Consider the following 13,157-nt stretch of genomic DNA (forward strand, 5'->3'; position numbering starts at 1 on the left):
AGTGCCTCAATTCTTGCAGATCGGCGGCTGGCACATGATCTTGCTCAGCGCCTGGTAGAAGACGTCGGAGATCTTCCGCGGATCGGGGGTGGTGAACGCTTCCCCGCCGGTGGCGGCGGAAACCCGCCGCAGTTCGGACGCGTCGATATCCGGCCCGATGCCGATCCCGATGACGGGCAGGGGTTTCCGCGGATCCTGGAGCTTGCCCAGTTCCTCCAGCAGCCGCGGCAGGCCGACCGTCTCGCTGTCCTCGTTGCGCCCGTCGGTGAGGACCACGACCAGGTTGATCCGGCCGGGTTTCCAGTTCTGCCTGGCGTTCTGGTACGCGGCGAGGATGGAATCGTAGAGTCCCGTCGCTCCGCCGGGTTTCGGCCGGACGGCCTGCAGCTGCTCGACCCCGCCGGAGGCCTTTTGCTCGGCGATCGTCCGCATCGGCAACAGGACACGGTGGTCCTTGTCACCGTCCAATTTGGTCGAGAACAGCCACAGGCCCAATTCCGTGGTGGGCTTGAACAGGCCGAGTCCCTGCGTCGCGGCCTGCAAGGTGAGGTCCATCCGGCTCTTGCCCGCCCCGGGTACGGCGGCGGCCATCGAGCCGGAGACGTCGAGGAGCACCTGGACCCTGGCGCTCAGATTCGTTCCCGCCCAGGCCTGCAACGCGGCGTAGAGCTCCGTCGCGGGCGGGGGTCCCGGCGGCCGTGGCGCCGGATCGGTCCGGCTGTCCTGTGCGCGCGGAATCGCGAACTGTCCCGTGGGGGCGCGGAATCCCGCGTCGGCGAAGGTCGCCCCGGCGAGCGGATCGAGCAGCAGCCGCAGAAAACGCTCCGCCGCGCCCCTCGACGCCTCCGACGCCTTGGGCAGCACGACGTACGGATAATCGAAGCCCTGCACCGGGACATCCGGATAGGCCGCCACCAGATTCCGGGCGAGGACGGCCTGTTCGGTCGCCGGGAAGGCGGCCGGGAACCGGCCGGGCGCCTGGTTGAGCTTCCGCAGGGCGGCGGTGAAGGCCGCGGCCGGGTCAGCCGCCTTCTCGGTCATCTTCCGGAGGCCGAGCAGCGTGGCGATACCCAGCGGATCACGGACCGGATCCGGCATCCCGACCGGGGAGCCGTCGAGGATCTCCTGCCAGGCCGGGGCTCTCCCCGGCCAGCCGAACCGTCGCGCGGTCTCGTCGGGAAGTCCCAGCACCACCGGTGAGTTCGCCACCGACTGACCGGACTCCGGCAGGTTCCACGCACCGGCGTCCCTGGCCTGCACCAGCATCGTGCTCGACTCGGGGACCCAGACGTCGGGTCCGGTGGACGTGGTGGTCCCGAGCAGGTCGGCGGTCTTCGCCGACTCGCTCGCGGTCACGGTGACACTGAAGCATTCTTCCTGCGGCACGGTCGCCGCGAGCCGCGTGAGCACCGGCGCCACATCCGGCGCGGCGGTGATCTCGACCGGCGTCAACGCGTCACAACCGTTGCCCGCCAACCGGGCCCGCAGATAGTCGACACCCCACCAGGCGCCGAGCGCGATCACCAGCAACAGGCTCAAGACGACGACGGGCGCGGTGAAACGCCGCCCACGCCTCGGGCCTACCTGCATGCGCATGCCTCCGAGGTGCGGGGTGAGGATCTGGGATGTTGCCCAATCCACCCGCGCACGTCAACCCTCGGGTAACTTACGCCCGCGCCGGTGCGGCAGATGGCCTAACCGACGCCCTCAAACCTGACCGAAGTAGCGGCCCGCGCCGACATGCGCGCCCGCGGCCCGCCACCCCCCGGCGTCGCCGGCCGAATCGATCCCGTCCGCGATCACCGTCGCACCCGCCATGGTCGCGGTCTCGATGAGGTTCCGCAGCGAGCGCTCGGCCAGGGGCTCGGTCCGCCGCTCGGCCAGCCGGGCGGCGATCCGGACCGTCCGCACGGGCACGTCCACGAGACAGACGACGTCACCGGCGGCACCGAAGTCCTGCAGTTCGGCGTCCACCCCGATCTCGGCGAGGAGCTGCAGGTTGTCGACGGTCTCCCCGAGGTCGCGGAGTACGGCACCGGCGGGGAAACCCAGCCGCAGTCGTGACGGCCCGAGACCGGTCATGGCGAGCATCCGGCGCACCGTTCCGACGAGATCCGGATCCGCGGCCTGATGCGGCGTCAGTCCCACCACCATCGGCAATCTGTCGTCGGCCTCCTCGCACGCGGTGCGGATGAGCCATTCGCCGAGCGGGACGATGAGACCCGTCTCGTCGGCGAAGCGGACGCAGGTGTCGTGGCCGATCCGGCCGTGGCGGGGATGGTTCCACGCGAGCCTCGCCTCGATCCCCGCGGGCGTGTCGTCCGCCAGCCGGGTCAGGGGCCGGAAGCCGATCTCGAGCTCACCGGTCTCCCAGGCGCCCGCCATCGAGACGGCCAGGCCGAACTCGTGCCGTTCCCTGGTGTCGAGGACGGAGTCGGACAGCGCCCACTGCCGGTAGCCGTTGGCCTGCGCCCGGCGCAGCGTCATGTCGGAGACACGCAGCAGCTCGGTCGGCGCGATGTCGCGTGGCGGCCGGTGCACGACGCCGACGCAGGCCGAGACGGCGACGCCGCTCCCGCCTTCGAGGTAGACGGGCTCGGACAGCTCCTGGTTGATCATGCCGATGACGGTGGCGACGTCGGGGCTGGCCGCGGTGTTCTGGATGAGGATGCCGAACTCGTCGCCGCCGAGCCTGGCGACGAGCGCGTCCTCGCCGCCCACGACGGCCCGCAGCTTCGCGGCGACGTTCTTGATCAGCGCGTCGCTCTGTTTCTGGCCGAGCCCGCCCGCGATCAGGGAGAAGCCGTCGAGGTCGAGGTGGTAGACCGTGACGCCGAAGGACGGGTCGGCGTGCTGGAGCGCCCGTTCCAGGCGGGTGCCGAAGCACTGCCGGTTCGGCAGGCCGGTCAGCGGGTCGTGCAGGGCCTGGCGGCTCAGCTGCCGCTGGAGCAGGGACACGTCGGTGTCGCCGTCGACCAGTGTGATCAGCTGCTGGGCCCCGCCCGCCGAGTCGCGGATGACGGCGCCGGTGAACCGGGCCCACGTCGATTCCTCGTCTTCGGCGACGAGTCTTCGTGAAAGTTCGAGCCGCTGGCTCTCGCCGTCGAGCAGCTTCCGGTAACCCTCGCGCAGGCCTTCCGCGTCCGCCTGGTGGATCAGGTCGTAGAGGTTCAGCCCGACCAGATCGGCCACGGGTCTGCTCAGCATCTCAGCGAACGCCGGGTTCACCCGCTGGATCCGGCCGTCCACCCTGGTGACGGCCACCCCGGTCGCCGAGCCGGCGAACAACTGCTCGAAGCGTGCCTGTGAGAGCACCAGTTCACGCCGGGTCTCACGTTCGAGGGTGACCAGCGTGCGGCTCAGATCCTCCTGCTGCGTCTGGATGCTCTCCCGCAAGGCCTCGCCGTAGCCGGACGCGAGGGCCCCGAGCACCTGCAACACCCGTTCGGGGAGTGCCCTCACGCTCCGCAATTCCGGTTCGTGCAAGAGCCCCTTGCCGAGTACGTCCATCGTGCGACGCAGGCTGTCCGGGCCGACACATCTGAGCGCGACGAGCCGCGCGCCGGCCTCGGTGGCCTGCGCGGGTTCGGCGTCGCCACTCAGCACCGCCGCGAACACGTCGTCGAGAAGAGCGGCGAAATGCTCTTCGATCTGGGCGTGGGTGTACGGAAGGTATGCCGTGCTGGTGACCAGATAGGCCCACTTGCGGGCCAGTGTGGCCCGCGTCGGCGCGGCATTCTTCCGTCTGGGCGAAGCGGAGGATGAAGTTCTCTTCGGGGCGTCCGGCGATGCGGAGTACTCGTCGCCGTCCGGAAATGGGGCAGTCACGTCTGCCGGTCCTGGGGTCGTTTTCGCATTCCGTCGTGGAGGAACATCCTCCACGATTCTCGGGCCATACTCACGGTTTACTGATCACCCGATCGGGTGGTAACCCTACGGTAGTGCAACAACGACCTTATCCCTCATCCATTCGCGAGTGGTGTCCCGGTACAGCGACACGTTGCGGTGTAACGCCGGCGAATGTTCGGCACCGGGCAGAACATACGTGGAAAGCTCGGCCTCGGGCCCGTAAAACGGCGCTTCCGCCGGACGTCCCGCCGCTCGCGCAGTCCCGGAGCACGAACAAACCGCGACGGTTCCCATTCCCGGGACGGAAACCTGATCCTTGGTCGCTTCATCCGCCTCGATGACGCCCGGGTCGGTATTTTCCGTCGCGGAGAACAGCCCGGCACGCGCTTCTGGTTTCGTCACGAAATAGAGCGGATCGCTGCCGAGGGTCGAGGCAGGCTCAGATGGCAGATGCGTTATTCCGGCGAGGATCCCGCAGTCGACGTCCGGATGCCCGACGATCACGACCTTCTCGAACGGCATGCCGCCGTGCACGGTCGCCGGTTCGCCGAGCGGGCCGGTGACCGGCGGTTCCACGTCGGTACACCGGATGTCGGCGGCCGCGGCCGGGGCGGCCACCGCCGTGGCCAGTTCGAGCGGCATTCTCACAGACCCCTCTCCGGAATCGGAACGCTCGGAAGGATCACGAACCCTACACCTGGTAGCCGAACACTCACCGTCAACCCGGAGTTGGGGCCGGCAACAACATCGACAGCAGATCCCCGTGGTCGCCGCCCATCTCACGCGCGCCGAGGTCGAATTCCACCACCTCGCCCCGTTTCCACGAGTCGGCAAGGTCTACAGCGAGCTTCGTCATCGTCGGCTCGGCGTAGAATTCGATGCGGCTTCGCTGAAAGGCGGGCAACATCATCCGCCGTTGCCGCTGGTCGAAAGCGCCGCTAAAGGCCGCGAGCCCATCACCGACAACGGCCGCAGTTTGTCGAACACAATGCTTTTGTCGAACTTCCCCGCATCGGCGGCGAGCAGCCGCCAAGAGCGCGTGAAGGCCCCCTTCCCTCGGCTGAGCCGAGGGAAGGGGGCCTTCACGCGCTCTCGCTGTGACTGGTGGTGTCACTGAGCCTGGTGGCGATGGTCCGAGCAGGATGAGGGAACTTTGAGGGACCCTGAGTCCCTCAAGGAGTCCTTCACGGCCAGCCGCTAACGAACCCACCCCGGTAGGTACCTAAAACACCCTTGGCTCTAACCACCATTGCCACTCACGACCCCATCAGGGCAGGACGTCGGTCACGGTGTCCTTGATGACCTGCCACTTACCGTGCTGGCGGACCAGCGTCAGGCTGATCGTGTAGTGCCTGTCGATGTTCTGCGACGGCGCCTTGTAGTACGCGTCGAGGATCGCGTAGCCCATCTTGCAGTCCTCGACCACGGTGTGGGTCACCGTCCACGGCATGCTCCACTCGTACGGGAGCTTGAACTGCACGTCGATCACCGGGTCCACGTTGGCGGAATAGCCGATGATCGTCTGGCCCTTGCGGCCGATGGTGACCATGTCCTGGTGGATGATCGCCCGGTAGCGGGCCGCGTCGCGTTTGTTGTAGCTGTCCATGTCCTCCCAGACGGCGCGGTCGAACGAGCGCTGGCAGGCCTGCCGCTCGCTCTCGGCCTGCTGCTCGCCCGCGGTCGCCGCGGCGGGCACGCCGATTCCCGCCGCCGCCACGACCAGCCCTGCCAACGCCGCGTAATACCGCTTGCGCATAGGGTTCTCCTCATCACGTCCGATACTTCGTCCAGCAGGAGGTTCGCCGGACGGCGCATCACAGCTGCATCACTTCCGCATCGGCGCGGGCCCGCGGCCGGTTAACCTCGCGGGAGGGGGTGCGATGGAGTTTCGGGTTCTGGGGCCGGTGCAGTGCCGCAACGGCGGACGGCCGCTGAAGCTGGCCGGTCCGCGGCAGGAGCGGATCCTGGCAGCGCTGCTGCTCGGCGCCGATCGCGTCGTGTCCGTTTCGCGGCTGGTGGACGTCGTCTGGGACGAGGATCCGCCCGCCACGGCGACCCGGCAGATCCGTAACCTCACCACCGCGCTGAAACGCACCCTCGTCGCCGAGGGTGCGGGCGAAGACGTCCTGACCGCGGAGGGACCCGGTTTCGTCCTGCGTCCGCCTTCTTTCGACCTGCGTTCGTTCGAGGAGCACGTCTCGCGCGGCGAGTTCCGCGAGGCACTCGCGTGCTGGCACGGCCCCGCTCTGTCCGGTGTGGACAGTGCGGTGCTGCGCGGCGAAGCGGGCGAACTCGACGAACGCCGTCTGTCCGTTGTGGAACGCTGCCTCGACGAAGAGATCTCCGCCGGTGAGGACTCCGTCGCCGAACTGACGGCGCTGGTCGCCGAGCACCCGTTCCGGGAGGCGTTCGCGGGGCTGCTCATGCGCGCGCTCCACCAGCAGGGCAGGCAGGCCGACGCGCTGAACGTCTACCGGCGGGCGCAGACGAGGCTGGTGGACGAACTCGGGATCGACCCCGGGCCGAAGCTCCGCGAACTCTACGAGCGGATTCTCCGCGACGAACCGGAATACGGCAAAACGCGCTGCTTTCTCCCTTACGACGTCCCGGATTTCACCGGCCGGGAGGCGGAGATCCGCCGCCTTCTCGACGCCGTCCGGCTCGGACGGCCCGTGGTGGTCGACGGGATGGCGGGGGTCGGCAAGACCTCCCTCGCCGTCCACGCCGCGCACCGGCTCGCCGCGGATTTCCCCGACGGGCAACTGTTCGTGGATCTCCACGGCCATTCCCCGGCACGGGAACCGCTCCCGCCCGAAGCAGCCCTCGAAGCCCTGCTCGGGCAACTGGACGTTCCGGCGAGCAGGCTGCCGGGCGGCGTGGACCGGCGAGCCGCACTGTGGCGGACCACGACCGCGGGCCGGTCGCTGCTCGTGGTGCTCGACAACGCCGCGAGCGCCGAACAGTTGCGGCCCCTCCTGCCCGGCTCGGCCACGGTCGCCCTCGTGGTCACCGGCAGGCGACGGCTCGCGGCCATCGACGGCGCCGCCTCGATCAGCCTCGACGTCCTCCCGGACGAACAGGCGGGCGCGCTGTTCGCCGCGGCGTCGGGACGGCCGGACGCGGGGGTGGCCGCCTTGTGCGGGAATCTGCCACTGGCGATCCGCATCGCCGCCGCCCGGTTACAGAACCGTCCACACTGGACGGTAAACACCCTGGTCGAACGGCTGGGGTCCGAACACGACAGGCTGGCCGAACTGAAGGTCGCCGGACGCGATGTCGCCGCCGCGTTCACACTGTCCTATCAGGACTTGGACGCCGCCGCGCAGCGCATGTTCCGCCTGCTGGGGAGAAATCCGGGTACCGACATCGGCGTACCCGCGGCCGCCGCGCTGGCCGGGGTCGGCGAGCCCGAAGCCGAGCGACTGCTGGAAGAGCTGCTCGACGCCCATCTGCTCACGCAGCGGGCCTTGGGCCGGTACTCGTTCCATGACCTGATCGCCGAGCACGCCCGCACCGCCGCCCGCGACGAGGAAGCGGTTCCGGCGGTGGGCAGGCTGCTCGACCACTACCGCGACGGCCACGGCGAGGGCTGGTACGTCACGGAACGGGCCAACCTGGTCGCGGTCACCCGCCACGCCCTCGACACCGGTCACGACGACCACGCCTGGCGCATCGCGGAAAAGACCGCCGAACACCTCCGTGAAAGCGGGCATCTCGACGAAATGCTCGCCGTGGCGCGGACCGGCGTCACCGCCGCCCGCCGGATCGGTGATCCGGACCCGCTCCAGCGGAGCCTCGCGAGCCTCACGTTGGCGTTCTGGGAGAACGGGAAGCTCGCCGAGGGCATGCGCTGCGCACTGGAGCGGCTGGACGTCGTCCGCGAGTCCGGCGATCGTGGCGCCGAAGCGATCGCACTGTCCAGAGCGGGTGCTCTGCACGGCATGCTCGGTCACTTTCCCGAAGCGATCCGGTTCTATCGGGACGGCCTCGCCGTGGCGGACGAGACCGCCGATCCCGAGACCGCCGCCACGCTCTGGGGCAACCTCAGCAACGTGCAGGAGATCCTCGGGCTGCTGGACGAGGCGCTGGCCTCGGCCCGGCGGTCGGTGGCACTGCGCGCGGATCCCCGCGGCACGGTCCTCAGCGCGGCCCAGCTCGGCCTGGTCCTCGCCCGGCACGGCCGGTTCGAGGAGGCTTTCGAGGTCACCGGCCGCTCCATCGCCTCGGCACGGGATCTCGCATACCTGTTCGGCGAGGCGTGGAGCCTCATCGACCACGCCGACGCGCTGCTGCTCGCCCATCGGCCCCGCGAGGCACGCGAGCACGCCGAACGCGCGTGCGCGATCCTCACCCGGCTCAACCATCCACTGCTGCTGACCATGGCGGCCAACAGTCTCGGCATCGCCTTCCTCGCTCTCGGTGAAGCGTCGGCGGGTCTCGACAGGCATCGCCTAGCGCTCGAAACGGCGAGGCGGATCGGCTACCGGCTGCAGGAGGCCCGTGCGCTGGCCGGGATCGGGCAGGCCCGTGCCGCACTCGGCGAGGAGGCGGACGCCGACTTCCGGGCGGCACGGGAGCACTACGGCGCGATGGGCCTGTCCGCCGGACCGCTGAACACCGTCACCTCAGGAACTCGGTGAGCGGCCCGCGCAGGGCGTCCGGCTGGTGGAGGACGCCGTGGTCCTGGCCCTCGACGGTGACGTGCCGGGCACCGGGGACGACCTCGGCGACGGCGCGGGCGGCGGCGCGCATCCAGGTGTCGCTCTCCCCGCCGTCCATGACCAGGGTGGGCGCGGTGATCTTGGCGAACCTGGCCGCGGGCAGGACGTTGCCGGGACCGCACAGCGCCAGGTCGTAGGGCAGCGTGTGGGCGAGGCCGGTGAACCAGGCCCAGAACGGGTCGTCCCGCATCCCCTTGACGACCTCGGCGGGGGGGGCCGCCGCTTCGACCAGGAACAGTTCCGCCGCGTCGTCCCGATTGCCGTCGGCGATCAGCGCCCGGACGCGGTCGAAGATGTCGGCCGCGGGCTTCGGACGGCTGTCGTCGACGACATAAGGCGGCTCGTACACGGCGAGGCTGGTCATGGCGACGCCTCGGGCGGCGGCTTCCAGTGCCAGCACGGCTCCCGACGAGTGCCCGAAGACCGCCGCCGCACCGCCGACGTGGTCGATCAGGGTGGCGAGGTCTTCGACTTCGCGCTCCACCGAGTAGACCGCGCCCGCCCCGCTGTCGCCCCGGCCGCGCCGGTCGTAGGCGATCACGGTGAAGTCCGTGGCCAGCGTCGCGGCCAGGCCGGCCACGGTCGTCCGGTCGTTGAACGCGCCGCCGACCAGGATCACCGGCGTGCCCGCCCCGGTGCGTTCGAAGGCGATCGGGGTGCCATCGGCCGAGGTCACGGTCTCGAACGAGGTGGTCATCAGGTCCTCCACAGGGTCGCTTCACTCTAGCTTCGTCCCTGAGTCGGAGCCGATGACCACCGCTCGACATCACCGCCGGAGTTTTCCGAAGAATTCGCGGAGCTCGGTCACCACGTCGTCCGGGACGGCCATCGCGACCATGTGGCTGGGACTCTCGTGGTCGGCCCAGCGCACGATGTCGTTCTTGCGCGAGGCGATCTTGCGCAACGCGGCGGGGCCGCCGTGCGAGACACCGGTCGGGACCACGGTCTGGTCCATCGGCATCGCGGCCGCGCCCTCGTAATACGGCCACAGCGAAGTGCCGCCGGTCGCGGTCAGCCAGTACAGCGTCGCGTTGGTGAGCAGGAGGTCACGGTCGATCGGTTCGGCGGGACCGGCACCGCCCGGCCAGCCGTCGAACTCCTTGAACCGTTCGACCAGGTAGGCCAGCTGCGCGACCGGTGAATCGAGGAATCCGAAGCTCAGTGTCTGCGGCCTGTTCGTCGTGTAGGCCCCGTAGCCGCTGCCACCCGCGAAGCGTTCCATCAGTCCCGACAGATCGGCCTGGTCTCGTTCGGTCAGGCCCTCGAAGTCGGCCGGATCGCCCATCGGCACGCCGAGTCCGGAGGTGATGTGGGAGCCGATGACGTGGTCGGGCGCGTACGCCGCCAGGCAGGGTGTCACCAGCGCGCCGGCGTCGTTCCCGTGCGCGCCATAGCGTTCATAACCGAGGCGGCTCATCAGCTCCGCCCAGGTCCGAGCCACCCTCGCGATGTCCCACGGTCGCTCGTCGGTCGGTTCCGGGAACGGGGAGAAGCCGAAACCCGGCAAGGATGGCGCGACGACGTGGAAGGCGCGCGATGGGTCCAGACCGTGGGCCCGCGGGTCCGTGAGCGGCCCCAGGACGTTCAGGAACTCCGCGATCGAATTCGGCCAGCTGTGCGTCATGACCAGCGGGATCGCGTCCGGTTCGGGCGAGCGGACGTGCAGGAAATGCACCTGCTGACCATCGATCACCGTGGTGTACTGCGAGAACTCGTTGAGCTGCTTCTCATACGCGCGCCAGTCGTACCCGTCGCGCCAGTACTCGGTCAGCTCCTTGAGGTAGCCGACCGGCACACCCCGGCTCCATTCGGCACCGGGCAGCGCGGACGGCCAGCGGGTGCGGGCCAGCCGGTCGGTCAGGTCGTCCAGATCGGACTGCGGGATGTCGATGCGGAACTGCTCGATGTCGGTCATGCCACGACCGTAAAGGCCATATAGGACAGTTCCTGACCTAAAGCCTCGTGAGTGGCAATGAGGGTTAGAACCGTCATCACCACTCACGAGACCGCGGCTCAGCGGCTCATCCCCCAACCCGGTCCGTGAAGGCCTCCTTGAGGGACTCTGGGTCCCTCAAGGAGGCCTTCACGGACACGGTGATCGCCACAGGCGACCTTCAAGCATCAGCAGTTATCACGGTGGCGCGTGAAGGACCTTTCCTCGGGTCAGCCGAGGAAACTCGACCTTCGCTCCGTCCGGCGGCTCAGCGACCGAGCGAGATCACCTGTGTGGCTCCGAAGGTGTCCTTCACCGGCACCTCGACGGTCTTGCGCCGTACTGTCACCCGGATGACTTCCTGGCGCTGTGTCGGGTCCGAGACGGCCAGCCGCCAGCCGCCACTCCCCCGGCCCAGCGCCACCGACGCCGGACCGGACACCGCCACCTCGTCGACCGAGCCGGCGGCGAAGAAGTTCGCCAGCAGCGTCGCGTCCCACAGCCGGACGGCCTGCACGGTCGCGGTGTTGGAGCGCACGCGCCACGCCCAGGCCGAGGCGATCGTCTCCAGCACCGATGCCGTGGGCAGGACGGCGTAAGCGTAGCTCGCGTCCGTGGGCTTGGCCCCGTGCTCGATCACCAGTTTCTGATAGCGCCGGGTGTAGGGCACCGTGGTGCCCTTGGTGTTGGCGCCCTTGTCGACGTCGCGCCAGGTCCCTGTCCGGTCCTCGCGCAGCGCGGTCACCTCCGCGGCGTCGAGCAGGATGTAGCCGCCGACCTTTTCCAGGTGCAGCCATCGCTTGCGCCGCAACGACTCCGAGCCGCCGACCAGTCTGCCGTCGGCGAGCAGCGCCCCCGTGCCGTTCTCGCCGAGGTTGCGGTTCTCGATCGTGGTACGGATCCGCTCACCGGAGGCGTCGGTGATCCCCGCGCCGAGGCAGACCACCCCCGACGGTGTGAAGAACCAAGATTTTTTCGCGGTCAGCGTGCCGTCTTGCGAGACGAAGTCGAGGGCGTGCGCGCCGTGCCGCGCGTCCCAGCGGACCCCGCCGCAGTGGGCCCTGCCGGTCAGCGGCACCTGTTCCAGCGTGGGGGTCGGCCCGGTCTTGGTGGTCGTACCCGGCAGCAGCAACGGGTCGACCGTCGGCCAGTAGGCGTCGGTGAAGTGCCCCTTGGCCTTCGGCAGGAAAAGGTACAGCGAGCCGTCGCCGGTGTACCAGCCGTGCAGGTTCATCGCGTTGACCGACTCGTACCGCGCGATCCGCGACGAGGCGACGCCGAGCGAGGCCGACCAGCCTTCGGTGATGTGCACCATCCGATCCTGCTGGCCGAACACGCGGTGCGTGGCGACCGTCGGCGTCGGCCGGACCTTCGTGGCGAGCAGCTCCTGGGCGAACTCGATCCCGGGAACGCCGACGAGGTCCGGGCCCGGCGCGAACCGCTCGGGGTCGGGGATCTTCAGGTATGGCGCGAAAGTGTCCTCGGTGATCCATTTCGCGGCGAGCCCACCGAGTTCCTCCTTGCGCTTCCCGCTCGCCGACCGTGCCAGCAGGACGACGGCGCCGGTGAGCTGATGCCCGATGTCGTGCGCGGATTCCCCTTGCCGGGAAAGGAACCGGCCGCGGACCGACTCCATCAGCGCGCCCGCGTAGACGAACGGCGCGAAGGTGTCGGAGACCAGCGCGTACGCGGCGTCCTTGACGTCGGCGGCCAGTTCGAACTCGGTGCCTTTGGTGACGTGGATGGCGGACGCGACCGCGGTGAGCAGGACGATCCCGTAGTGCCCGGGATACGGCACCGTCTCGTGCTGGATGAACGAGCCGTCGGTGTGGAAGCCGTCCCCGGCCGCGCGGTGGAGCTTGGCGATGACACTCGCCGCTCCCCCGCCTTCGACGTCGGTGAACGCCCCGACGCCGCGCCGGATCCGATCGGTGTCGCCCAGCATCGCCCCGGACACGATGGAGATCGTCGACTTGTCCGCGCGGTTGGCGCCGGTCTCGACGACGCTCGGGTTGTTCGTGCGCAGGTTCGGGTTGCCGGAGAACTTCAGCACCGGCTTCAGATACTTGGCGATCTCGTCCTGGGTCAGCTCGTCCGCCACCGTCGCGAGGATGTGCAGCAGGTAGAGCGGGATGCCGATCTCGTAGGTGTACCAGTTGCCGATCTCGGCGGTCTTCTCGCTGTACTGATCGCTGGTGTACAACAGTTCCAGTGCCGCCTTGATCCGGGCGAGCACCGCCGGATCACCGGCCAGCGCACCGCCCGGTGTGCCCCAGTTGACCGTGATCGCGCGAAGCCGGGCGTACATCGACGTCGTGAACTCGCTGCCCGGGCCCAGCGGGAGGTCCTTCCACAAAGGACCGCCGCCCACCGTCATGCTGTCGTGGTAGGACTTCGCGACCCTGTCCAGGCTCGCCAGCGCGGCCCTGCGTTCCGCCGACGGCCGGTCGATGCCGGTCTGCAGTTCGCGATAGCCGGTCACGATAGACGCTGTGCCCGACGCGGGCAGTGCCGACGAAGGGGTCGCGAGAGTGGTCGTGAGCGCGACCGTGGCGGCCGCCGCCGCACCTGAACGCAAGGCGGTTCTCCGGTCGATGTAACCGAATCCGGGCATGACAGGGCCTCCCAAGAGGTCGAAGACAACAACAAGGGGC

General features: G+C 69.2%; 9 protein-coding genes. 2 read left to right on the plus strand and 7 right to left on the minus strand.

The annotated features are described in order from the left end of the window. Window positions 1-6: 6 nt before the first annotated feature. The 3 genes from SD37_RS24565 to SD37_RS24575 all read right to left on the minus strand — a co-directional run bounded on the left by SD37_RS24565 (window position 7) and on the right by SD37_RS24575 (window position 4,491). Window positions 7-1,596, minus strand: a complete 1,590-nt coding sequence (locus SD37_RS24565) for a substrate-binding and VWA domain-containing protein (RefSeq protein WP_236725106.1) — start codon at window positions 1,594-1,596, stop codon at window positions 7-9. A 111-nt stretch (window positions 1,597-1,707) separates the two neighbouring features. Beyond that, window positions 1,708-3,828 carry an EAL domain-containing protein gene (locus SD37_RS24570; RefSeq protein WP_065912962.1) on the minus strand — a complete coding sequence of 707 codons (2,121 nt, stop codon included), beginning with the start codon at window positions 3,826-3,828 and terminating at the stop codon, window positions 1,708-1,710. A gap of 105 nt (window positions 3,829-3,933) precedes the next feature. Further along, window positions 3,934-4,491 (minus strand): hypothetical protein, encoded by a 558-nt coding sequence (locus SD37_RS24575; RefSeq protein WP_044856672.1) that lies wholly within the window; start codon window positions 4,489-4,491, stop codon window positions 3,934-3,936. A 121-nt stretch (window positions 4,492-4,612) separates the two neighbouring features. Here SD37_RS24575 and SD37_RS44235 point away from each other — a divergent pair, with 121 nt between their 5' ends. Next, on the plus strand, window positions 4,613-4,966 hold the full coding sequence (locus SD37_RS44235; protein WP_167369657.1) for a hypothetical protein: 354 nt from the start codon (window positions 4,613-4,615) through the stop codon (window positions 4,964-4,966). 150 nt (window positions 4,967-5,116) lie between these two features. On the opposite strand, the gene SD37_RS24585 is transcribed toward SD37_RS44235, so the two are convergent. After that, window positions 5,117-5,605 (minus strand): hypothetical protein, encoded by a 489-nt coding sequence (locus SD37_RS24585; RefSeq protein ID WP_044856670.1) that lies wholly within the window; start codon window positions 5,603-5,605, stop codon window positions 5,117-5,119. 124 nt (window positions 5,606-5,729) lie between these two features. Between SD37_RS24585 and SD37_RS24590 the strand changes: the two genes are divergently transcribed. Next, complete coding sequence (locus SD37_RS24590; protein ID WP_044856669.1) at window positions 5,730-8,489, plus strand: AfsR/SARP family transcriptional regulator; 2,760 nt, start codon at window positions 5,730-5,732, stop codon at window positions 8,487-8,489. Here SD37_RS24590 and SD37_RS24595 read toward each other — a convergent pair. The 3 genes from SD37_RS24595 to SD37_RS24605 form a co-directional block, all read right to left on the minus strand. Further along, window positions 8,470-9,267, minus strand: coding sequence for an alpha/beta fold hydrolase (locus tag SD37_RS24595; RefSeq protein WP_065913106.1), 798 nt, complete (start codon window positions 9,265-9,267; stop codon window positions 8,470-8,472). The two genes, SD37_RS24590 and SD37_RS24595, sit on opposite strands and share 20 nt — an antisense overlap. Window positions 9,268-9,336: 69 nt before the next feature. Beyond that, window positions 9,337-10,485 (minus strand): epoxide hydrolase family protein, encoded by a 1,149-nt coding sequence (locus SD37_RS24600; protein WP_044856668.1) that lies wholly within the window; start codon window positions 10,483-10,485, stop codon window positions 9,337-9,339. A 286-nt stretch (window positions 10,486-10,771) separates the two neighbouring features. Beyond that, complete coding sequence (locus SD37_RS24605; RefSeq protein WP_044856667.1) at window positions 10,772-13,117, minus strand: polysaccharide lyase 8 family protein; 2,346 nt, start codon at window positions 13,115-13,117, stop codon at window positions 10,772-10,774. Between the last annotated feature and the right edge of the window lie 40 nt (window positions 13,118-13,157).

It is taken from the genome of Amycolatopsis orientalis, from assembly GCF_000943515.2.
GTDB classification, from domain to species: domain Bacteria; phylum Actinomycetota; class Actinomycetes; order Mycobacteriales; family Pseudonocardiaceae; genus Amycolatopsis; species Amycolatopsis orientalis.

Excerpts from the sequence above, each read along its gene's own strand:
- SD37_RS24585 (WP_044856670.1), bottom strand. The coding sequence starts at position 5,605 with ATGCGCAAGCGGTATTACGCGGCGTTGGCAGGGCTGGTCGTGGCGGCG.
- SD37_RS24605 (WP_044856667.1), bottom strand. The coding sequence starts at position 13,117 with ATGCCCGGATTCGGTTACATCGACCGGAGAACCGCCTTGCGTTCAGGT.
- SD37_RS24575 (WP_044856672.1), bottom strand. The coding sequence starts at position 4,491 with ATGCCGCTCGAACTGGCCACGGCGGTGGCCGCCCCGGCCGCGGCCGCC.
- SD37_RS24595 (WP_065913106.1), bottom strand. The coding sequence starts at position 9,267 with ATGACCACCTCGTTCGAGACCGTGACCTCGGCCGATGGCACCCCGATC.
- SD37_RS24565 (WP_236725106.1), bottom strand. The coding sequence starts at position 1,596 with ATGCGCATGCAGGTAGGCCCGAGGCGTGGGCGGCGTTTCACCGCGCCC.
- SD37_RS24600 (WP_044856668.1), bottom strand. The coding sequence starts at position 10,485 with ATGACCGACATCGAGCAGTTCCGCATCGACATCCCGCAGTCCGATCTG.
- SD37_RS24590 (WP_044856669.1), top strand. The coding sequence starts at position 5,730 with ATGGAGTTTCGGGTTCTGGGGCCGGTGCAGTGCCGCAACGGCGGACGG.